Below are 21,368 nucleotides of genomic sequence, written 5' to 3' on the forward strand. Positions count from 1 at the left end.
ACGCTTCCACGCCATCGCCGAGGGCTTCGCTCTTGCAAATCCAAACTAATCCCCGCCAAATCAGATGTGTGCGCACGCTAGCCCCTTGTGGGAGAAGGTGGCCGCGAAGCGGCCGGATGAGGGGTGTTCCAGCTTGGCACCAACAGCGCCCCGGCCAGCACCCCTCAACCGTCTTGGCGCTGCGCGCCAATCCACCTTCTCCCACAAGGGGAGAAGGAAGAAGAGGCGCCAGCAACACTCCTCAGAACTCGATCCCTTGCTGCGCCTTCACGCCGGCGGAGAAGTGGTGCTTGGTCACGCCCATCTCGGTGACCAGATCGGCCGCCTCGACCAATACCGGTTTGGCGTTACGGCCGGTGACGACGACATGCAGGCCTTCGCGACGCGCCTTCAGCGCCGCGACCACCTTTTCGAGATCGAGGTAGTCGTAGCGCAGCGCGATGTTCAGCTCGTCGAGCACCACGAGGCTGATCGACGGCTCGGCCATCAGCTCCAGCGCTTTCGCCCAGGCAGCCTCGGCCGCCGCGATGTCGCGCTTCAGGTCCTGTGTCTCCCAGGTAAAGCCCTCGCCCATGGCGTGCCACACGACACGGTCGCCGAAGGCAGCAAAGGCGTCTTTCTCGCCGGTGTGCCATTTGCCCTTGATGAACTGAACGACGCCGACGCGCTTGCCATAGCCGAGCATCCTGAGCGCCAGCCCAAAGGCGGCCGTGGTCTTGCCCTTGCCCGGTCCGGTGTTGACGATCAGCAGCCCCTTCTCGACCGTCTTGGCCGCGACCTCGGCGTCCTGCACCGCCTTGCGCTTGGCCATCTTGGCGCGGTGGCGTTCCTCGTCCTTGGGATCGATAGTATCAGCCATGTCATTTCACCTTGAGCGGCAGCCCCGCCACCATCAAAAGCACGGTGCCGGCAACAGCCGCGACGTCCTGGTTCAGCCGGCCGGCGGCGTCGCGAAACCGTCTTGCCAGCGCATTGTCCGGCACGATGCCCTGGCCGACCTCGTTGGACACCACGAACCACGGCCCACGCGGCCGCGACAGCACATCGGCCAGCCTCCGGCATTCGGCCTCGACATCATGGTCGGCCAGCATATGGTTGGTCAGCCACAGCGTCAGGCAGTCGATCAGCACCGGCTGGCCGTCAGGCAGCGCTCCGATCGCGCCGGCAAGGTCGAGCGGCGCATCGATGGTCGTCCAGCCGGCGCCGCGGCGCGAGCGGTGCAGCGCGGTGCGCTGGCGCATCTCGTCGTCATAGGCTTGCGCCGTGGCGATATAGCTCCAAGGCGGCGGGCCGACCGTCACCAGGCTCTCGGCATGCGCGCGCATTGCGGGGCGCGCCCCCCCGATGACCAGGGTCAGTGCCCCGGCAGCGCGGTCAGGCAAAGCTGTCGCGCAGGCTGGTCGCCGTGCCCGTGAAGCGTCCGCGCACCACGCCGACGACCGCGCCGAGCACCAGCCAGAACACCAGATTGGTCAGCGTCACCGCCACCACGAACTGGTGGTGCAGGCCTTCCGGGATCGCCGTCTCGAAGCTATCGGGCTGCGGCGCGCCGACGATATGCGGCGCAACGATCAACGCCACGGCAAGAGCCACCAGCGGCAGCGATCTGCGGAAGACGATAAGGCCGAGACCGGCCGCTGTCGCCACCACTGTTGCCCACCACCATATCTGGCGTTGGACAAGGTCGGCCGCCGGCATCGCCGGCAGTTCCGGCGGCAGGCCGAGGCCCGGCGCCAGCGTGAATGCGGCAAAGCCGGCCAGCCCCCAGAACAGGCCCTGGCGCCAATTGCCGATGCCGCCGGCGAATTCCGAAACCGCAACCAGGACCAGCGCAAAGCCGATGCCGGTGACGATATTGGCAACGACGCTGAAGCCGAAGCGTTCGAAACCGTCCGCCGGCGCCCAGCCTTCGTCTTCCGCCGGAGCCATTGCTTCAGCCGGTGCCGACGCGGCGCTGCTCATAGCCGTCATGCCCGCGGCGTTTTCGGCCGGTGTCGCAGGTGCCGCGGCATGGTCATGGCCCCCGCCGGCCTGTTCGTAGACTTCCGCCTTTAGGATGAGCGGCACCGTGGCATAGGCTTGCATGCAGGCGAGAGCCACGCCGGCCACAAGCCCTGCGATCGCCGCGATGAACACGACGTTGCGAAACAGTGTCATGATGTCAGCCCCTTGTCAGTGGCAGGGAAAGCCCATCGAATGGCGATAGTCGTGGGCGGCATTGTGGACCGCATCGATATGCGAGAAGCCGACAAAGCCCATGACGAAAATGCCGAGGAATGCAGCAAGCGCCAGCTGCATGAGACGCGACTGCGAGGAGGCGGAAGCGCCGAGCGAGACGGAAGCGGTATTCATGTCTTGTCCTTTCGCCCTCCACCCGAGGGCATAGAAGTCAGTTTCCTGTCGCCGGCAGGTCTCCTGGCTCGCGGATCAGCGCCCTTCCCCACCTTCCCGAAGGCGAACCTTCAGTGGCATATGGAGAGGACTACCGCACACAGTTGCGGGGGCAGCCACGGCATTGGGCAAACAACTTGCCCTCACCGCATTCCCTCTTGGTTCCAAACGGAACCGACGACATCAGTGACTATAGGCAGAATCGCCGCGCCCGGCAAACCAAATTCCGCCGGATCGTGTGGCGAATGCGCCGCCTCGCCAAGCCCGGTCGGCCGGCGCCGCGATTGACAATTTTCGCAGCCGGGTGTCGGCTGGCGGATGGGGAGGAAGCCGGCATGCAACCCAGCCCGAATGAGCGCGGTCCCTACAACGGCCTGACGCGGGCCGAGCCGACGCTGCCGTCATCAGCCTATTGGGACATCGCGGCCTATCAGCGCGATCTCGAGGCCATCTGGTATCGCAACTGGCTGCTCGTCTGCCGCGAGGCCGACCTTGCCCAGCCGCTGGCTTTCAGGACGTTCCGCATAGGCACGCAGGAGGTCGTCGTGCTGCGCGACGAGACCGGCGAGTTGCGCGCCTTCCACAACACCTGCCGGCATCGCGGCTCGCAGCTTTGCCAGCAGAGCGAAGGACGGCTGAAGGCGCGGCTCATCACCTGCCCATACCATGCCTGGTCCTATTCGCTGCACGGCGATCTGGTGCGCGTGCCGTCGAAATCGCTGCCGGACGGCTTCGACAAGGCCGATCATCCGCTCTACCGGGTCGCGCTTTCGGTGTGGCGCGGTTTCGTCTTCGTCAATCTGGCGGAAGACGCTGCCGGCTCGGCTGAAACATCCTTCGATCCGGCATCCGGCAACCTCGCCAACTGGCCGTTGGAAACGCTGCTGAGCGGCCATGTGCTGCGCAAGGTGATAAACTGCAACTGGAAGGTATTTTGGGAAAATTTCAACGAGTGCCTGCACTGCCCCGGCGTCCACAAGGACCTGTCGCGGCTGGTGCCGATCTATGGCCGCGGCCTGATGGGCCGGCACGACGACCCCGAATGGGCGCGCCACGCCGACAATGACGCGCCGGAATTTGCCGGCGGCTTGCGGGCCGGGGCCGAAACTTGGTCGCGCGACGGGCGCGTCCACGGCTCGGTCTTTTCCGGCCTGACGCCGGGCGAGCGTGCCGCCGGGCAGACCTATGCCACCAGCATGCCGTCGATGTTCGTCGTCGGCCATGTCGACTATGTCAGGACCGTGCGGCTGGTGCCGCTTGGCCCGGAGCAGACCGAACTTACCGCCGAATGGCTTTTTTCGCCCGAAGCGCTCGCCGAACCGGCCGCGGATATCGACAACATCGTCGCCTTCGGTACCCAGGTGCTGGAGGAGGATGCTGATATCTGCGAGGTCAACCAGATGGGCCTGCGCTCGATGCGCCACAAGGCCGGCGTACTGATGCCCGAGGAATACGACTTGCACCGCTTCCACAACTGGGTGCGCGAGCGCCATGCGGCGCTCGAACATCAAAGCGATTTGGGCAGATAGCGCCAGGTGACGAAGCCGCAGGCCGCCGCCAGCAGCCCGAGCGTTGCGAAAACCGCGCCCAGGCCGAAGAACGCCTGCACGCCGGCCAAAGGCTTTCCGGCTCTGGCCTAAAGCAGCTCTGATGCCGACCGGTACCAACGCGACGCAAGGCCCTGCTTCTTTTGACGGTGGCAACCGTGATAGTCGTCTTGCCGGGGCTGAACCAAGACAGCGAGACCATGAGCATCGACACGCCGAGCGCAGCCGTTCAGGATCAACCGAAGTCGAAGCGCATCGCCGCTATCGACATTGCACGCGGCATCGCTTTGCTTGCCATGGCGAGCTATCATTTCACCTGGGACCTCGAATTCTTCGGCTACACCGATCCCGGCCTCACCGCCTTCGGCTGGTGGAAAATCTACGCGCGCTGCATCGCCTCGAGCTTCCTGTTCCTGGTCGGCATCAGCCTCTATCTCGCCCATGGCAAGAAAATCCGCTGGACCGGCTTCTGGAAGCGCTTCGCCATGGTTGCCGGGGCAGCGCTCGCAATATCGCTGGTCACCCGCATCGCCACGCCCGATGGCTTCATCTTCTTCGGCATATTGCACGAGATCGCGCTCGCCAGCCTGCTCGGCCTGGCGTTCCTGCGCCTCCCGGCGCTGCTGACGCTTGCCGTGGCGGCCCTCGCTATTGCCGCGCCTTTCTACCTGCGATCTGAGCTTTTCGATCATCCGGCTTTGTGGTGGGTCGGCCTGTCGGCGACCAACCCGCGCTCCAACGACTACGTTCCACTGCTGCCCTGGTTCGGCGCCGTACTTGCCGGCATCGCGGTTACCAAGCTCGCCGCCACCTCCGGCGCGCTGACGCGGCTGTCGGCCTTGGCGCCCGGCCGCTGGGCAAATCCGCTGGTCTTCATCGGCCGGCACAGCCTTGCCTTCTATCTGATCCATCAGCCGGTGCTGATCGGCTCGGTCTGGCTGTTTTCGCAATTCATGCCGGCGCAGGCCGAAATCAGGGAGGTGCGTTTTCTGAAATCCTGCCAGATATCCTGCGAGCAGGCACGCGACACCGAGTTCTGCTCCAGCTATTGTGCCTGCATGCTGGACAGTCTCCAGGGCGAAGCCTCGCTTGACCGGCTCTACAGCAACGACCAGTCCCCGGAGTGGAAGGCGCATATTGGCGAGCTCGCCGGCACCTGCACCGCCCAAACCGAGGCGGCGGAACCGGGAACGCGCTAATCGAGGGAGGACAATAATGAGCGACAGTCACCCGAAACCCGTGCAGCAAAATCCTGGGCAGCCGAAGCTGGGGCACATCCCATGGCCGCCGCTGATCTATATCGCCGCCATCATCGTCAGCGTCGCGCTAGGGCTGTTCTATCCGCTGCCGTGGATCGGCGATCTTCTCGGCGACATCCTGTTCGCCGCCGGCCTTGTGGGGTTGGTGGCGGTTGCCGCGCTCTGGTTCACGGCAATTCGCACCATGATCCGCGCCAAGACGACGCTCAACCCGAACGGCGTGCCTGACCATCTGGTGACTACCGGACCCTTCGCCGTCAGCCGCAACCCGATCTACCTCGCCAACACGCTGCTGCTGGTCAGCCTCGCCTTTGTCACTGGGATCGCCTGGTTCCTGCCGCTGGCGGTCATCGCGGCGTTCCTGACGCAGAAGCTGACGATCGAGAGCGAGGAGAAGGTGCTGACGGCCAAATTCGGCAAGAAATACCGGGACTACGCCAAAAGGGTGCGGCGCTGGATTTGAGCCGGCGCTGACGCCACGCTCATGTGGTGACGCCGAGTTCCACCAGCCGCTCGACGCAGGATTCCTCTGCCTGATCGAGCTCGGCCAGCGTCTCTTCGAGGTCGCGGCGTTTCTGGCGCAAATCCTCGCGCTTTTCCTCGATGCGCTTGATCATCAATTTGAGTTGGCCGACCTCGCCGGGCGGCTCCCTGTACATCTGGATGATTTCGCGGATCTCGTTGATCGAGAAGCCGAGCCTCTTGCCGCGCATGATCTGGCGGATGAGATGCCGGTCCGACGGACGGAACAGCCGAGTGCGGCCGCGTCTTACTGGCTGCACCAGCCCTTCGTCCTCATAGAAGCGCAACGTCCGCGTCGACACGTCGAATTCGCGGGTCAGCTCCGTGATCGAATAATATTCCCGCATCGTCACTCCAATGCCCCGGCCACGCCGCGAGTTCCAACTGGCCGGCGCCGCCGGCGCCCAGGCGCGTACCAGAATCGGCGGACAAGGCACCTTTCAAAGCCTCGCATGGCATTTACGTAAAAGTCAATTGAGGTGACGTTCAGCGCACGCCGAACCACCATGTGGCGAGCCCGAGAAAGGCAAAGAAACCTACGACATCGGTGACCGTGGTGACGAAAACCGCCGAAGCCACAGCCGGATCGATCTTGAAGCGGTCGAGCAGCAGCGGGATAAGGATGCCCGCCAGAGCCGCCACGAACATATTGATGATCATCGCAGCCGCAATGATGCCGCCGAGATTGCGATCGTGGAACCAGGCAGCAGCCACGAGGCCGATCAGGATGGCAAAGATGATGCCGTTGATGAAGCCCACCCCGATTTCGCGGCGGATGATGCGGCCGGCATTGTAGATGTCGAGGTCCCTGGTCGCCAGCGCCCGCACCGTGACCGTCATGGTCTGCGAGCCGGCATTGCCGCCCATGCCGGCGACGATCGGCATCAGCACCGCCAGCGCCACGATATGCTCGATGGTGCGGTCGAACAGGCCGATCACCGAGGCCGCCAGGAAAGCCGTCAAAAGATTGACCAGCAGCCAGGGCACGCGCGAGCGCGAGGTCGAAAAGATGCTGTCCGAGAGTTCTTCGTCGCCGACGCCGCCCATGCGCAGCAGATCTTCTTCGGCCTCCTGCTGGATGACGTCGACGACGTCGTCGATGGTCAGCACGCCGACCAGCCGCTCGTTCTCGTCGACGACGGCGGCGGACAGAAGATCGTATTGTTCGAATTCGCGTGCCGCCTCCTCCTGGTCCATGGTGGCCGGGATGGCATGCCTGGTCTCATGCATGACCTCTTCGACCTTGACCGAGCGCTTGGTACGCAGGATCTGGTCGAGGTCGATGGCGCCGAGCAGCTTGAAGCTCGGATCGATGACGAAGATCTGGCTGAAACGGTCGGGAAGATTGTTGTCCTCGCGCATGTAGTCGATGGTCTGGCCGATCGTCCAGAACGGCGGCACCGCGACGAACTCCGTCTGCATGCGGCGGCCGGCGGTCTCTTCGGGATAGTCAAGCGAACGCCGCAGCCTGATCCGCTCGGTGAACGGCAGCTGCGACAGGATCTCGTCCTGGTCCTCCTGGTCGAGGTCTTCGAGAATGTAGACCGCGTCGTCGGAATCGAGATCCTGCACCGCCTGGGCGATCTGCGCATTGGGCAGACTGTCGACGATGTCGCGGCGGATCGCCTCGTCAACCTCGGTCAGCGCGGAAAAATCGAAATCCTTGCCCAGCAATTCGACCAGCGCGCGTCGCTGTTCCGGGTGCAGGGCCTCGAGCAGGTGGCCGAGTTCCGACTGGTGCAGATCGTCGACTTCACGCTTCAGCGTCAGCGTATCGCGATCGGCGATCGCGGCACCGATCTGGGCGAGGAACGACGACAGGATGACGCCGTCCTCGTCATAGATGTCGGCGCGGCGCTCCTCGGCTGCCCTGGCGCCGGTCATCTGTTCGTCCTGGCCTTCCACCAGCGCCTCCCGCCATCGGATTTCCGGATAAGGTGCCTGTCAGGTCTAACGCATGACCCTGACAATCGGAATCGATTTTGCGAAAGGACCATGCACAACGACAAATTGCTACAGCGCCGTTCGCGCGTCCAAACGACGCGGCGCATACCGGATGGTAGGAGGAGAGGACGTTCTACAAACCTGCGGCGCTGCAAACCTTCGCGGCGGCAGGTAAAGGGCAGCGTATCCCCCCCCGGTCAACCAGATGGGCAGATCGACACTGATTCAAAACGGCGAGGCCGACAGTGCGAGGGCCTCGCTGGTATTGGACTGGAAGGCTTCCCGATCAGGCGGCGTGGCGCTTGGCCTCAGCCGCATAGCGGTCCAGGAGACCGCTCCAGCCACCCTCGGATTCGAAGGCCTCGCGCATCGCCTCTGCGGTTTCGCCCATGTTCTCCAGAAGCCTGTGCTCGAGTTCCACACGCGTCGCGTTCTCGCCGAGCGCGACAAAGCGGATCTCGACTTCGGTCAGCAATGCCGGATCGTAGCGCCAGCCGGCTCCAATGCGCCAGGCGAGCGTCAGCCTGGACGGCGGATCCCAGGCGAGAACCTCGCCCCAATCGCATTGTGACCCATCCTCGCCGATCTCGTACCAGCGGCCGCCGGCTTTCGGTTCGATCACCGCGGTCGTCAGGGCGGATTTGCCGATCGAGTGCGAAGCCGGCCACCAGCGCCCGAATCCTGTGGTGAACACATCGAATGCCTTGTCGAGCGGCACCTCCACCGTCACCGACTTCCTGACCGGCGCGGGCTTGATCATGGTCGTCATTTCCTCTTCTCCTTGCTGTTGTCGACTTCCCGTTTGAAGGCGTCGAGCGCATCGCCCCACATGCGGTCGAGCCAGGCACGCATCTCGCCGAGCCCATGCGGGTCGAGATGATAGATGTTGCTGGCACCCTTCGGCTCTGCGCGGACCAGCCGGGCTTCCTTCAAAACCTTGAGGTGCTGCGATACCGCCGGCTGCGAGACCGGAAGCACTCGCGTCAGATCGATGACCGAGCGTGGCCGATCGGCGATGAGCTCGAACACCTTGCGGCGCGTCGGATCGGCCAAGGCCACCATTCCTGCGTAATCATAACCCATAACTTATGATAAGCTAAAACTTATGATATGTCAACCGAAGGCGTGGCGGGCCCGTGTTTAAGCAACCGGCCGGCTCGAGGCTCCGGGGCAATTCCTTGACGCGGGGGCATGGACAGCAATGCGGATGCAAGATTGCTCAGGGAATCAATCCACCGCATGCGGGCCAGCCGGCAAATGTCGACCACCGGGGAAAAGTAAACCTGGCGGCAAGGTTTTTACCTTATCGGTGTTTGTGTCTCTCCGGCGAAACGTTAAGAACGGGTAAATTGGTTTGGCCCTAACCACGGAAGCCTCTCGCTACAGGCCCTCCGCCATATGGCAATTGCGCCTCTCCTTGTTCATGGCGACATACGTTTTAGGCGCATCTGCACTATATCCAGAAGTATTCTATACGTCAGCCTTAATCTATTCTCACAAGTTTCTTGTTGGCATTCCGGTGTTGTTTATCGGTGGCGTCTGCTGTGCCGCGCTAATCCATGGCCGGCGGCAACCGGTTCGCTACGCACTGGATTTGGTTCAAGGGCGCTGGCGCGGTTGTCTGCTGGTGCTGCTGTTCTGCTTTGCCAGCTTGACCGCGTTCTCTACCTACAAGATCGCCATCCCGTCCGTCGTCCCATACTATGCCGACAACTGGTTGGCCGATGCTGATGAATGGCTGCACGGGATGCCGCCATGGGAGATGGTCCATAAGCTCGACGGCAACAATTGGTCGTTCGTCGTCTTCAACAGCTATGAAGTCATTTGGTTTTACCAGTGGTTCGGCACCATCCTTTTCGTGTCGCTCTGGTCGGACGAGATTGCCCGCATCCGCTATCTCTGCGCAGCAGCGCTGACGTTGTCCGTCCTCGGAACGGTCTTGGCCCTGGCGCTGGCATCGGTCGGACCGGTTTACTACCACCACTTTGTCGGCGTGGATCGCTTCCACGGATTGAATGCGGCCCTGGACAGGCTGGACCATAGTTACATGGTGCGGGAACCCGCGGCATATCTCCTGATGGCTTACCAAAGCGGCCGGCCAAGTCTTGGCGGCGGCATCTCGGCCATGCCAAGCATGCATGTCGCCTTTGCCGCATTGAACGCCTATTTGCTGTCATCGATCAATCGCTGGCTTGGCGTTCCGGGTTGGACCTTTGCAGCCCTGATCCTGTACGGATCGGTGTTCACTGGCTGGCACTATGCCGTGGACGGCTACGCATCGATCGTTGTTGTATCGGTGATCTGGTGGGCGACCGGACGCCTGGTGCGCGAATAGTTATGTGCGCTTGTCGATAGATGGCCATGCCCGCCGATGGCCACTTCGCGTAAGCCAAACTCGCGACCGCAATCAGGCAAACAGCACGTGCCCCGACAAGGACGCTCCCTGCCGTGCTCGAATTCAACGGGCAAGAGATTCCGCTTTCGAATTCGATTTGTATTGAGGGTGGTTCGGCAGCGGCAGAGCATGTAGTTCCAGCCAGCCGCCATCGGCAGGCAATTGGCCGCCTTGGCATCGCATCCTCCTCCTGACGAACACCTAGTCTAATACGGTCAACCGTTAGGCGCCGCGCCACGCCGCTCGAGCGCGGTCTTGCGGATGGTTTCTGCGATCTCCGGGCTGCTGCTGCACAGCATCTGGAAATCCGCCGAGTGTAGCGACAGGAGTGAGACCACCGTTGTGGCGCTGACGGTCGCCGAGCGCGGTTCGCCGGTGATCAGCGCCATCTCGCCGAAGAAGGCGCCAGGGCCCAGATCCACCGGGTTCGGCGTCGCGACGCTGACGCGCCCCTCCACGACGAAGAACATCTGGTCACCGGTCTCGCCATTGCGGCAGATCACAGCGCCCGCCGGCACGATGCGAGGTCGTAATGCGCGCACAATCTCGACTAGTGTGGCCGGGCCGAGCTTCTGAAACAACGGCACGGCGGCGACCAATTGCCAATTGCGGACGAAATCCTCGCGACGGACTTCTTGATAAAAGCCGGTGGCAAGAATGCCAGCCCAGAGCGCGAAGATGCCGATGCCACTCATCATGACCGCCCCGGCAAGGACGCGGCCGGCGAAGCTTTCCGGAATAGCGTCGCCATAGCCGGTGGTGGACAGCGTGACCACGGCCCACCACATTGCCTGGGGGATGCTGCCGAACTGTTGCGGTTGGACGTCGCGCTCGATGACATAGGCTGCGAGCGCAAAACCGAAAAGAACGATGCCGAAGACCGTGGCGACGCCGATCAGGTTGCGCGCTTCGTTGGTCAGGATTCTGCCCAGCAGCGGGAAGAAAGTTGAATCGCGCAGCGGTTTCAGCAGCCAGACAGCACAGTAGAGGCTCCGGTCGGGCGTGCCGACGAGCAGAAATGCGGCGAGTGGAACCAAAACCGCGAGCACATCAATGGCGATTGCCGGCGTCCTGTCCCGAACGTCTCCCGCCCGGCGCTTGAGCAGTTTCTCGGCCAATTCCAGGAGATAGACGCCCCAAATGACCGCGAGCACGGCAGCCAAAGCCAGTCTGCTTCGTCCGGACAGGTCCGGTGTCGTGAGCGTAGCCACCGCCACAAGCCCAGTCGCAGCCAGCACCGCGTTGAGCGGCGCGCAAATTCTTAAGGAAGGCAGTACCGACATTCTATGCCCCGAGCGGATACTACCCTCCAGAATAGGATGCCTTCAAGGCAAGCGCAAAGGTGCTTATTTTCGCTGCGATCGTCGCTGGACCATAGGCCATGAACCATCCGATCAGGGTCGAGATCGAGCTGCCCCTCGACGGATGTGTGGCATAAACGACCTCACTTGATTGGCAATGGATTTGCCGTGTCACCGTTGGCGGTCGAGGGGCCGCCCCGCGCGATCGAGCATCCGATCGATCTTGCTCGCCATGATGAAATCGTTCTCGTGCAGTCCTTTGATCTTCTTGGTGCTCAGGGAAACCGTCACATAACCCCAGCCGAAGCTGATGTCGGGGTGATGGCCCTCGGTTTCGGCGAGCTCACCGATCTCCTGAACAAGGGTGAGCGCGTCCCGGAAATTGCGGCATCGAAAGCTCCGCTGAATGCGGTGGGCATCGTCACCCAGCTCCCAATCAGGAGCCTGTGCCTGGAAGCGTTGGGCTTCATCACGCGTGAGCGGCGGGACGCCGCCGCGACAAGGCGTACATGTTTTCTCGGCAAGAGTGTCGGTCATGTTCTTGTCTCCAAGACCATTTTTAGCAGCAAATACGACAGCGACGAGCCTATCGATCGATCTCCCCGAACACGATGTCGAGCGAACCGATGATCGCCGAGATATCGGCTCGCATGTGCCCGCGTCGCTGGCCTTCCGTCGTCCTGGCTATAGTTTCAGGCGCCGCTCAGTAGTCCATTCCGCCCATTCCGCCCATACCTCCCGCGCCACCCATAGCGGGCGAAACCTTCTGCCGAATGTCCGCGATCATTGCTTCAGCGGTGATCAGGAGCGCGGCAATCGAGCCGGCATCCTGCAGGGCCGTCCGAACGACCTTGGCGGGGTCGACGATACCGGCCTTGATCATGTCGACATAGACTTCGTTCTGGGCGTCGAAGCCCTGATTGTGATCCTTGCTGTCGGAGAGCTTGCCGACGACGATCGAACCTTCAACGCCGGAATTCTCGGCAATCTGGCGGATCGGCGCTTCAAGTGCTCTCAGCACAATCGAAATACCTGCCGTCATGTCAGCATTCGCGCCAGTAAGCTCAGTCAAAGCTGCCTTGGCGCGCAAAAGCGCAACACCGCCGCCGGCAACGATGCCTTCTTCCACGGCTGCACGAGTGGCGTTCAGCGCATCATCGATGCGGTCCTTCTTTTCCTTGACTTCCGTCTCGGTCGCGCCGCCGACGCGAATGACAGCAACGCCGCCAGCCAGCTTGGCGAGACGTTCCTGGAGTTTCTCCTTGTCGTAATCCGAGGACGTTTCCTCGATCTGCAACTTGATCTGCTGGACGCGCGCCTGGATGGTGGCTTTCTCGCCGGCGCCGTCGATGATCGTCGTCGTATCCTTCTCGATGAGCACGCGCTTAGCCCGCCCGAGCATGTCGATCGTGACGTTCTCGAGTTTGATGCCGAGATCCTCGGAAATCATCTGGCCGGCGGTGAGCACGGCAATGTCTTCCAGCATCGCCTTGCGCCGGTCACCGAAGCCTGGCGCCTTGACGGCTGCGACCTTGAGGCCGCCGCGCAGCTTGTTGACGACCAGCGTTGCTAGCGCCTCGCCTTCGACGTCTTCCGAGATGATCAGCAGCGGCTTACCGCTTTGCACCACAGCTTCGAGGATCGGCAGCAACGCCTGCAAATTGCCGAGCTTCTTCTCATGGATGAGAACGTAAGGGTCCTCCAGCTCCGCGCGCATCTTCTCGGCATCGGTGACGAAATAGGGCGAGAGATAGCCACGGTCGAACTGCATGCCTTCGACGACATCGAGTTCGGTTTCGGCTGTCTTGGCTTCTTCGACGGTGATCACGCCCTCATTGCCGACCTTGTTCATCGCCTTGGCGATCATGGCGCCGACCGACGCGTCGCCATTGGCGGCGATCGTACCAACCTGGGCGATCTCGTCCGAAGATTTGACTTTCCTGGCCCTGGCTTGAATGTCCTTCACCACAGCAGCCACAGCAAGATCGATGCCGCGCTTGAGATCCATCGGGTTCATGCCCGCGGCAACGAATTTGGCACCTTCGCGCAGGATGGAAGCGGCCAGCACCGTGGCTGTCGTCGTGCCGTCGCCGGCGAGGTCGTTGGTCTTCGAGGCCACTTCGCGCACCATCTGGGCGCCCATGTTCTCGAACTTGTCGGCAAGCTCGATTTCCTTGGCGACGGCGACACCATCCTTGGTGATGCGCGGCGCGCCATAGGCCTTGTCGATGACGACATTGCGGCCTTTGGGGCCGAGCGTCACCTTAACGGCGTTGTTCAGAATTTCGACGCCGCGAAGCATCCGGTCGCGGGCATCGGTAGCGAATTTGATTTCCTTGGCAGACATGATTTTACGTCCAGTTCAGTCTTGAAATTGCGGGATCGGAAATCGCCCGGTCAGGCGGCTTTCTTGGCCGCTTTGATCTTCTCGACGATGCCCAAAATGTCGCTCTCCTTCATGATCAGGAGGTCCTCGCCGTCGATCTTGACCTCGGTGCCGGACCATTGGCCGAACAGGATGAGATCGCCGGCCTTGACGTCGAGCGGGATCAGCTTGCCGCTCTCGTCACGCGAGCCCGGGCCCACGGCGATCACTTCGCCTTCCTGAGGCTTTTCCTTGGCGGTGTCGGGAATAATGATCCCGCCCTTGGATTTGGTATCGCCTTCCGCGCGCCGAATGACGACGCGGTCGTGGAGTGGCCGGAATTTCATTGGGGTTCTTTCTGCCGCCGCACATAGAGCGACTGCAACACTTAACATAGCCCCTTTGGCACTCGAATGATAGGAGTGCCAAATTTTTAATTCCTCAAACCGAAAATATTTGAAATGTAAATCAGTCGTTGTTACCGGCGCTTTTGGCCGTCCGAAAGGCGGAGCCATAAGCAATTTTATTGTAATTCATCCCTCTTACTTTTGCCGACAACAGACTATATTAACCCGCAATTACGCACCAAACCTATTGAGCCTTGATTGAATGTTTATATACAGTTCGCGAAAATTTGGCACGATTTGGCTTTCCCGGTCCCGATCGACATAGGTCTGCGACCTTCGACCCACCATGAAGCACCGAATTTTCGACAGCGAATGTATAGCGCTTATCCGGCGCGCATGTCGCTCTGTTCGAGCCTTTGAACCACGGCGCTGACCACGGATGTACTGGCAGCATTGGGATCTTTCCGGTTCGGATGGAAAAGATGCAGGAGGGGCGTCGGCGTGCTCCTGCGGAAAGCCGCACCCCCTCATGCAACGCAGCCTCCCCGCGTGGGGAGCGCTTGCCCGCGCTACGGCGGCGGCTTTCCATGCGAGCCGCTTCAAAAATGATGCTGCGAAACGGCTCCGGCTTTATCCGACGAACGCCTCACGCATCCGAGCGAACATGCCGGGCTGTCTCCGGGCAATCGCCGCACGGATGTGACGGGCGGCCGTTACGGCGCTCACCGTCGCGCCGAAATGACAATAGCAGATGATCTCATGCAATTGCCTGTCGGTCAGTTCGAAGAACCGCTTCGCTTCGCCGTAGTTGTCGCTTTCCAACCCGGCGGCGCGGAGGACAGGATCCTCGAAAGCGACTGAGATCGGCGAGCCGTCGCCGCGCATGGCCCCGCGTGATCTAACCGGCTGATACTCGGTTTGGTGTAGCGTCGAGAGTCGCCGGTCAGGGTTCCGTTCAAGGAGCTCCGCCCAGCGTTCAAGACGTTCGCTGCGCGACATGGCCTGGCGCAGGTAGTCCTGATCGATCTCGGCGACGATCTGCAGTTGCTCAAGCGTCTGGTGCTTCATTTTAGCCTCCTATTCGGACGATAGTTGGCCCACCCATATCCTTCTTATACCTGCGGCCAGCGTGACTCCGACCGATCGTGAAGTCCAATCACGATGATGCTGGGAGGGCTTCCCCCCACAAAAATGCGGAGGCTTCGCAAAGATCCGGCCATTAATTTGGCGAACGCGGTCAAATGCGCGGCTGTTCGACGATGTCGGTCTGGAGTCCGTGCCGATCGAGGTGATCGACGGCAGAGTCTGTGCTGGAGTAGCCCGGCTCCATCGCTGGCCGGGCAGCGGGATCAAGCGAGTGGCAGTTTAGCTTCGAAACCGCCGTAATTCTGAACGCGCACAATGCGAAGAGACGCAAGGCCGCGAGCCTGCAACAGACGTTCGCTACGCGGTTCTTGACGGCTTGAGGTATGTTCAACCTTGGCGCTGACTTTTCCGAACCGAAGCCGCAGCTACGACGAGGCCGGACAATACCTCCATTTTCTCGGCTACGATGGCATGTTTGAAATGCCGTTCTTGATTGAGATTGAAGCGCTCGCGAACGCAAAACCGGAAGCAGCCACAGCCGAAGCGGGTTATTTGGCGACCTTCGATGCATCAAGGGACTCCATTCGTGATGTCGCGCGGAAAGCTTCCTCCCACGGCCGCAAGAACGTGTACCAGCCCAGAAGACCTCGACGCTTCGAACGGCGGACGAGCAAAGCGTTCCCCGTAAGGGATCGGCTTATCCCTGCGACCGCGGAGTTGTGCGGTTTCGACATGGTTGGCGACTACGTCCTTGTCCCCGTCGATTAGAGGATTATCCTTGACACGTTTGGGCGAGGCGATCGCCCATGGAGGTTGTCATGGCAGACGACAAGTCAAAGCGTGGTCCGCAAGACAGAGCACGGGTCGACGGTGGCGAAGACTATGAAGTCGGGTACCTCATGAAGAAGCACCATCTCGAACGGGCTGATGCCCTCAGGCTGGTAAAAAAGTATGGAAACAACCGCGCAAAGATCGAAGAGGAACTCTTTGCCCGAAAGGTTTGATCGCGTATTCCCGTGAGGCTGGCATAGAGCCAAGCACGCCTGAGTGTGACCAGGCTGCAGGCATAATCATGGCGCTTTTCAGCAACGGCATCGGCACTGCTGAGGAATTGAAGGCAGCGCTCCAGTTCCGTTTGGAGAGTGAGTTGCGACGGCACGGTCAACGCCTATCCCGCCTAGCTGAGAACCGCTCTAGATCGTAATTGTACATCGAATTCCAAGTGGAGGTCGCGTTAGATGCAAAACGCGAGCCTCTGAAGAAAACCATTGTCCAATTAAGGCAGTGGGTTTGGAGGCTGTATGAAAGGGGTCGTTGTTTGGCGCTATTTCACTGGCATGCCGTGTCAGAAGCACGCGGGCCTCCGGGGAGTAACATGCTGCTGAGGCTGGACCAGATCGACAAATTCTACCCCACTGGCGAAGGGCCGTTGCATGTTCTGCACGGGATCGATCTTTCGCTGGAGGCGGGCAAGAGCCTTGCGCTGACCGGCGAGTCTGGCAGCGGCAAGAGCACGCTTTTGCACCTCGTTGCAGGGCTCGACAGCCCTGATGCGGGAGAAATCCACCTTGGCGGTACCAATATTGTGGGGCTGAACGATACGGCCCTTGCCGCCCTGCGGCGGGGAACAGTCGGACTTGTGTTCCAGCAGTTCAACCTGATCCCTTCGCTTGATGTGGCAGCCAACCTTGCCTTTCAGGCTCGACTTGCCGGCCGTCCTGATCCGGCGTGGCTGAAGGTCCTTGCTGAACGGCTGGGCCTGGCCAAGGTCCTAACGCGCTACCCTGAACAGCTGTCGAGTGGGCAACAACAGCGGGTGGCGATTGGGCGGACCCTAGCCGTTCGGCCCCGGCTGGTTTTGGCCGATGAGCCCACGGGCAATCTCGATGAGGCAACAGGGGACGCTGTACTCGATCTTATGCTGTCGCTGGTGGCTGAAACGGGTGCCGCCCTGTTAATGGTTACCCATTCCAACCGTCTGGCAAACCGGCTGAACGCCCACGTTCACCTGCACGCGGGACGGCTGGCTTGATGGTGTGGACCGGGTTGTCAGCGCTCTTGTCGCATTGGCGCAGGCGGCCTGTCCAACTGGCGATGCTGCTTTTGGGGCTATCGCTGGCAACGGCGTTGTGGTCAGCGATTCAGGCGATCAACGGTGAGGCGCGGGCGAGCTATGACCGTGCAGCGGCGATCCTTGGGCAGGACCGGCTCGCGCAACTGGTGCGTGAGGACGGGACCCGGATGGATCAACAGGTGTTTGTGAGACTGCGGCGAGCAGGCTGGCTGGCTTCGCCGGTGATTGAAGGTGAAATGCGGTTTGGGGATGTGCGGTTGCGCGTCCTCGGCATTGACCCACTGACTTTGCCGCCGCAGGCGCAGCAGGTGGATGTTGCAGTGGGTGATGAGCTATTGCCGTTCATCACGGCGCCCGGGGTGCTCTATGCAACTCCGGAAACCGCGGCACGACTAACCGAGCAAGCAACACCTCCCGTGCGCGTGGCCGAGGGTTTGCCGCCTGGCACAGTCCTCACCGACATCGGGCAGGCGCAGGTCTTGCTTGGGGCAAAGGACAAGATCTCTCGTCTTTTGCTCTGGCCGGACCAACCGATTGGCCGTGCCCCTCTAGAGGTGACAGCCCCCGGCCTGACCCTGCGCGAGCCGAGTGAAACGGGGGATCTTGCCAGGCTGACCGACAGTTTTCACCTGAACCTGACGGCTTTCGGTTTTCTTGCCTTTGCGGTGGGGCTCTTCATCGTGCATTCCGCCATCGGTCTGGCTTTTGAACAGCGCCGCCCGGTGTTTCGCACGCTGCGCGCACTGGGCTTGCCGGCCCGCGTGCTGGTCCTTTTGCTGATCGCCGAGCTGCTGATCTTCGCCCTCCTCGCGGGATTGGTGGGCGTGGCACTTGGCTATGTAGTCGCCTCGGCCCTTTTGCCCGACGTCGCCGCCACCCTGCGCGGACTTTACGGGGCCGATGTGCCGGGAACGCTGTCGATCCGCCCCGCAGTGTGGGCAGCGGGGCTGGCGATCGCGGTAATCGGCACGCTGGTAGCGGCCGCACAAAGCCTCTGGCGGCTATGGCACCTGCCGCTGCTTGCGCCGGCCCAGCCTCGGGCCTGGGCGCGGGCTTCGGAGCGGGCCCTGCGCGCGCAAGGCGTGGCTGCGATGGTGCTCCTGTTGACGGCGGGGGGAATTGCACACTTCGGATCCGGCCTCGAGGCGGGCTTTGCGCTTCTGGCGGCACTGCTGTTGGGGGCGGCACTGGCGCTGCCGCTCGTGCTGACGGGGATATTGCACCTTGGCGGCCGCTTGGCGCGTGGACCATTGGCTGAATGGTTTTGGGCCGACACGCGTCAACAGCTTCCCGGCCTGTCATTGGCGCTAATGGCACTGCTGCTTGCGCTGGCCGTCAATGTGGGCGTCAGCACGATGGTGTCGAGCTTTCGGCTGACCTTCACCGGCTGGCTCGATCAGCGTCTCGCCTCAGAGCTTTACGTGACCGCCCGCACCGAAGCAGAGGCCACGGCGATACGCGACTGGCTGGCCCAGCGCAGCGACGCGGTCCTGCCGATCTGGAGCATTGAGGGCCGGGTCGCAGGCCAGCCCGCGGCAATATACGGCGTGGCCGATCATGGCACCTATCGCGACAACTGGCCGATCCTCTCTGCAGTGCCGGGGGTGTGGGACCGGATCGCCACAGGCGACGGCGCCCTGATCAACGAACAACTGGCGCGGCGCCAGGAGTTGGGCTTAGGGGACCAGATCACGCTGCCCGGTGGCTGGCGGGCCAGCATCGTCGGCGTCTATGCCGACTATGGCAACCCGATCGGCCAAGTGATCATCGGGATCGACACACTGCTCCAGCACTATCCTGACGTCTCCCGCCTGCGCTATGCCATTCGGATTGCCCCTGGCAAGGCCGAAGCACTGGCTGCGGGTTTGCGGGCGGAATTCGGGCTGCCCGCGCAGAACGTGATTGACCAGGCCGGGATCAAGGTCTTTTCGCTCAAAGTGTTTGAGCGCACATTCAGAGTGACAGCCGCGCTGAATGTGCTGACGCTGGGAGTCGCGGGGCTGGCGATGTTTGCGAGCCTCATGACCCTGTCGGGGATGCGCCTACCGCAACTGGCGCCGGTCTGGGCCATGGGTCTGCCCCGCCGCCACCTCGTATGGCTGGAGCTTTGGCGCGGCTTGTTGTTGGCAGCCTTGACCATGCTGGCCGCTCTGCCTGTAGGTATCGGGCTCGCCTTTGTTCTACTGGCGGTGGTGAATGTGGAGGCTTTTGGCTGGCGTCTGCCGATGCACCTTTTTCCCGGTGACTGGGCGCGGCTGGCGGCGCTCGCGTTGCTGGCGGCCGGACTTGCAGCCGCCGTGCCTGCCTGGCGGCTGGCGCGTCTTTCGCCATCGGATTTGCTGAAGGTATTTGCACATGAGCGTTAGAGCATTGCTGATCTACATGAGCTTGGCCGCACCTGCCTTTGGCCAGGGTTTTGCTGGGCTTGGCACAGAGGCTGACGGGTTTTCAGTGCCGCAGCCGGGGACTGCATTCAACTTTCCGGCAGACCACGGCCCGCACCCCGGTTACCGGATCGAATGGTGGTATTTGACGGCCAACCTGCAAGCTGCGGATGGAGCGGACTATGGCGTGCAATGGACTCTTTTCCGATCCGCCCTGGCCCCGGTGGAGCAGTCCGGCTGGTCCAGTCCGCAGCTTTGGATGGGCCATGCCGGGCTGACGACGCGAACGCACCAATTCGTGGCCGAACGGCTGGCACGGGGCGGCATCGGCCAGGCGGGGGTTTCGGCTGCACCCTTTGCGGCCTGGATTGACAACTGGCAGATGGCAGGTCGGGCCCTGCCAGAGGCGGATGCGCTGTCGGCGCTCGATCTGCACGCGGCGGGACAGGCGTTTTCCTACGAACTGGCACTGGACGCCAAAGGCCCTCTGGTGCCGCAGGGAGTGCAGGGCTACTCGGTGAAATCCGAGAAGGGGCAGGCGAGCTATTACTACTCGCAACCATTCTACCACGTGACCGGTACACTGACCCTTCCGGCGGGCGTGATCGCGGTGTCCGGTCAGGCGTGGTTGGACCACGAATGGTCCTCGCAGCCGCTGGCTGAGGATCAGACCGGGTGGGACTGGTTCTCCTTGCATTTCGACAGCGGCGAAAAGATGATGGGCTTTCGCCTGCGCGACGGAGGCGCGGGCTTTACATCGGCCACATGGATCAAGGCCGACGGCAGGCCGCAGCCGCAGGCCCCCGGCGCGCTAAGGGTGACGCCGCTCGAAACGGCGGCAGTCGCGGGACGTAGCGTGCCGATCCGCTGGAGGGTGCAATTGCCGGAAAACGGAGTGGATGTGACCATCCGGACGCTAAACCCAGAAGCCTGGATGGACACACGCTCTCCCTATTGGGAAGGCCCGATCCGATTTGAGGGCACCCATGCCGGGCGCGGCTATCTCGAGATGACAGGCTATGAGTGACTGGAGGACACTGCTCAATCGCGAGATCGCGACGGTTGGCGAATTGCCGAAAATGGAGAAGGTTAGTTTCCAGCGCCCTTCCCTCTACCACCACCTCAAACCCACTATCTCAGGTAATGGCTCTGGCGATGTAGCGGTCCTGCGCCGCCACCTACCACTACATGGCTCCGAATTGCGGATCGATGTTGCGTGGCCGGAGATGGGCGCGCATCTGCGTAGTGCAGAGTGGCCGCGAGCGTGTTTTCCGATTTCTACGTCGAAGCACCACCGCTGCACGCGTCAATCCTGTCGGTGTCGATCTCCATGCCAAGCAGTCTAACACGTGAAACGGCGTCTGCCGCGGTCCACACCGGATGGTTACGCTGCACGGCGCATTCTGCCGATGATTGAGGTTCATGAAGGCCTTCCCGCAAAATATGCGCCTTAATGCCCGGCCTCACGGCCTCACGCAATCCAGACATTTTCAAACTCGCCACACGAAAAAACCGCCTCGGTTAGACCGAGACGGTTATCGTACTATGACAGAAGTGGTTGCGGGGACACGCAACCACCGATACCGACATCATTAACGTGACGATTTGACAGGTCCAGGCCAGCATTGCAGGGAGGCGACTTGGTGGGCTCGGAGGGATTCGAGATAGTGTGCTGAAGGTTCTGCAAAAAGTTTTGGAGAGAGAACGGCGCTTGCTCTGAGGGGCGAGCGGCCATGGCACGGTGGTGACGTTG

Annotated in this window: 22 protein-coding genes, 1 pseudogene and 1 riboswitch; of the genes and pseudogenes, 9 read left to right on the forward strand and 14 right to left on the reverse strand. The window is 61.9% G+C overall.

Annotated features, from left to right (window positions below; all coding sequences use genetic code 11):
• Positions 1-241: 241 nt before the first annotated feature.
• Genes cobO through NKJ28_RS32025 form a run of 4 tightly spaced genes read right to left on the reverse strand, consistent with a single transcriptional unit; the run spans position 242 to position 2,352 of the window.
• Positions 242-859, reverse strand: a complete 618-nt coding sequence (gene cobO / locus NKJ28_RS32010) for a cob(I)yrinic acid a,c-diamide adenosyltransferase (protein WP_352568974.1) — start codon at positions 857-859, stop codon at positions 242-244.
• 1 nt (position 860) lies between these two features.
• Positions 861-1,382 (reverse strand): bifunctional adenosylcobinamide kinase/adenosylcobinamide-phosphate guanylyltransferase, encoded by a 522-nt coding sequence (gene cobU, locus NKJ28_RS32015; RefSeq protein ID WP_352638466.1) that lies wholly within the window; start codon positions 1,380-1,382, stop codon positions 861-863.
• Positions 1,375-2,157, reverse strand: a complete 783-nt coding sequence (locus tag NKJ28_RS32020; protein ID WP_352638467.1) for a CbtA family protein — start codon at positions 2,155-2,157, stop codon at positions 1,375-1,377. Before NKJ28_RS32020 ends, cobU begins: the two co-directional genes overlap by 8 nt.
• A 15-nt stretch (positions 2,158-2,172) precedes the next feature.
• Positions 2,173-2,352, reverse strand: coding sequence for a CbtB domain-containing protein (locus tag NKJ28_RS32025; protein WP_023676561.1), 180 nt, complete (start codon positions 2,350-2,352; stop codon positions 2,173-2,175).
• Positions 2,353-2,388: 36 nt separating this feature from the next.
• A riboswitch (cobalamin riboswitch) is annotated at positions 2,389-2,585 on the reverse strand.
• Between the two features lie 141 nt (positions 2,586-2,726).
• On the opposite strand from NKJ28_RS32025, the gene NKJ28_RS32030 reads away from it, so the two are divergent.
• The 3 genes from NKJ28_RS32030 (at position 2,727) to NKJ28_RS32040 (ending at position 5,660) form a co-directional block, all read left to right on the forward strand.
• Entirely contained in the window at positions 2,727-3,920 is a 1,194-nt protein-coding gene (locus NKJ28_RS32030; RefSeq protein WP_352638468.1) for an aromatic ring-hydroxylating oxygenase subunit alpha, read from the forward strand.
• Positions 3,921-4,138: 218 nt separating this feature from the next.
• Positions 4,139-5,137 carry a heparan-alpha-glucosaminide N-acetyltransferase gene (locus NKJ28_RS32035; RefSeq protein WP_352624782.1) on the forward strand — a complete coding sequence of 333 codons (999 nt, stop codon included), beginning with the start codon at positions 4,139-4,141 and terminating at the stop codon, positions 5,135-5,137.
• Positions 5,138-5,153: 16 nt separating this feature from the next.
• Entirely contained in the window at positions 5,154-5,660 is a 507-nt protein-coding gene (locus NKJ28_RS32040; RefSeq protein WP_352454650.1) for a methyltransferase family protein, read from the forward strand.
• Between the two features lie 19 nt (positions 5,661-5,679).
• Here the strand turns inward: NKJ28_RS32040 and NKJ28_RS32045 are convergent, their stop codons facing one another.
• The 4 genes from NKJ28_RS32045 to NKJ28_RS32060 form a co-directional block, all read right to left on the reverse strand.
• On the reverse strand, positions 5,680-6,066 hold the full coding sequence (locus NKJ28_RS32045) for a MerR family transcriptional regulator (RefSeq protein ID WP_023676566.1): 387 nt from the start codon (positions 6,064-6,066) through the stop codon (positions 5,680-5,682).
• A 139-nt stretch (positions 6,067-6,205) separates the two neighbouring features.
• The gene (gene mgtE, locus NKJ28_RS32050) at positions 6,206-7,603 is read right to left on the reverse strand and encodes a magnesium transporter (RefSeq protein ID WP_502894205.1); all 1,398 of its coding nucleotides are present in this window, start codon (positions 7,601-7,603) and stop codon (positions 6,206-6,208) included.
• Between the two features lie 346 nt (positions 7,604-7,949).
• On the reverse strand, positions 7,950-8,432 hold the full coding sequence (locus tag NKJ28_RS32055) for an SRPBCC family protein (protein WP_254818127.1): 483 nt from the start codon (positions 8,430-8,432) through the stop codon (positions 7,950-7,952).
• Entirely contained in the window at positions 8,429-8,746 is a 318-nt protein-coding gene (locus tag NKJ28_RS32060; protein ID WP_352638469.1) for an ArsR/SmtB family transcription factor, read from the reverse strand. Before NKJ28_RS32060 ends, NKJ28_RS32055 begins: the two co-directional genes overlap by 4 nt.
• A gap of 340 nt (positions 8,747-9,086) precedes the next feature.
• Between NKJ28_RS32060 and NKJ28_RS32065 the strand changes: the two genes are divergently transcribed.
• Entirely contained in the window at positions 9,087-9,998 is a 912-nt protein-coding gene (locus NKJ28_RS32065) for a phosphatase PAP2 family protein (RefSeq protein WP_352638474.1), read from the forward strand.
• 275 nt (positions 9,999-10,273) lie between these two features.
• Here the strand turns inward: NKJ28_RS32065 and NKJ28_RS32070 are convergent, their stop codons facing one another.
• The 6 genes and pseudogenes from NKJ28_RS32070 to NKJ28_RS32095 form a co-directional block, all read right to left on the reverse strand.
• Positions 10,274-11,341 carry a cyclic nucleotide-gated potassium channel gene (locus NKJ28_RS32070; RefSeq protein ID WP_352638470.1) on the reverse strand — a complete coding sequence of 356 codons (1,068 nt, stop codon included), beginning with the start codon at positions 11,339-11,341 and terminating at the stop codon, positions 10,274-10,276.
• 189 nt (positions 11,342-11,530) lie between these two features.
• Positions 11,531-11,896 (reverse strand): 4a-hydroxytetrahydrobiopterin dehydratase, encoded by a 366-nt coding sequence (locus NKJ28_RS32075; protein ID WP_023676573.1) that lies wholly within the window; start codon positions 11,894-11,896, stop codon positions 11,531-11,533.
• A gap of 49 nt (positions 11,897-11,945) precedes the next feature.
• Positions 11,946-12,020: pseudogene (locus tag NKJ28_RS32080) on the reverse strand (NADH-quinone oxidoreductase subunit D-related protein); the annotation flags it as partial.
• A gap of 42 nt (positions 12,021-12,062) precedes the next feature.
• Positions 12,063-13,706 carry a chaperonin GroEL gene (gene groL, locus NKJ28_RS32085; RefSeq protein ID WP_023676574.1) on the reverse strand — a complete coding sequence of 548 codons (1,644 nt, stop codon included), beginning with the start codon at positions 13,704-13,706 and terminating at the stop codon, positions 12,063-12,065.
• 50 nt (positions 13,707-13,756) lie between these two features.
• Positions 13,757-14,071: a co-chaperone GroES gene (locus NKJ28_RS32090; RefSeq protein WP_023676575.1), complete on the reverse strand. Its 315-nt coding sequence runs from the start codon at positions 14,069-14,071 to the stop codon at positions 13,757-13,759.
• A 630-nt stretch (positions 14,072-14,701) separates the two neighbouring features.
• A complete protein-coding gene (locus tag NKJ28_RS32095; RefSeq protein WP_352624791.1) occupies positions 14,702-15,139 on the reverse strand; it encodes a hypothetical protein in 438 nt (145 codons plus the stop codon).
• Between the two features lie 411 nt (positions 15,140-15,550).
• Here NKJ28_RS32095 and NKJ28_RS32100 point away from each other — a divergent pair, with 411 nt between their 5' ends.
• The 5 genes from NKJ28_RS32100 to NKJ28_RS32120 all read left to right on the forward strand — a co-directional run bounded on the left by NKJ28_RS32100 (position 15,551) and on the right by NKJ28_RS32120 (position 20,642).
• On the forward strand, positions 15,551-15,925 hold the full coding sequence (locus NKJ28_RS32100) for a DUF1488 family protein (protein WP_023676577.1): 375 nt from the start codon (positions 15,551-15,553) through the stop codon (positions 15,923-15,925).
• Between the two features lie 50 nt (positions 15,926-15,975).
• The gene (locus tag NKJ28_RS32105) at positions 15,976-16,161 is read left to right on the forward strand and encodes a DUF3606 domain-containing protein (protein ID WP_023676578.1); all 186 of its coding nucleotides are present in this window, start codon (positions 15,976-15,978) and stop codon (positions 16,159-16,161) included.
• Between the two features lie 371 nt (positions 16,162-16,532).
• Positions 16,533-17,189, forward strand: a complete 657-nt coding sequence (locus tag NKJ28_RS32110; protein WP_031211739.1) for an ABC transporter ATP-binding protein — start codon at positions 16,533-16,535, stop codon at positions 17,187-17,189.
• Positions 17,189-19,597 carry an ABC transporter permease gene (locus NKJ28_RS32115; RefSeq protein ID WP_352638475.1) on the forward strand — a complete coding sequence of 803 codons (2,409 nt, stop codon included), beginning with the start codon at positions 17,189-17,191 and terminating at the stop codon, positions 19,595-19,597. The genes NKJ28_RS32110 and NKJ28_RS32115 overlap by 1 nt, the downstream gene beginning before the upstream one ends.
• Positions 19,587-20,642, forward strand: coding sequence for a lipocalin-like domain-containing protein (locus NKJ28_RS32120; protein WP_352638473.1), 1,056 nt, complete (start codon positions 19,587-19,589; stop codon positions 20,640-20,642). The genes NKJ28_RS32115 and NKJ28_RS32120 overlap by 11 nt, the downstream gene beginning before the upstream one ends.
• Positions 20,643-21,368 lie beyond the last annotated feature (726 nt).

It is taken from the genome of Mesorhizobium sp. M0145, assembly GCF_040322355.1.
In the GTDB taxonomy this organism is placed as follows: Bacteria; Pseudomonadota; Alphaproteobacteria; order Rhizobiales; family Rhizobiaceae; genus Mesorhizobium.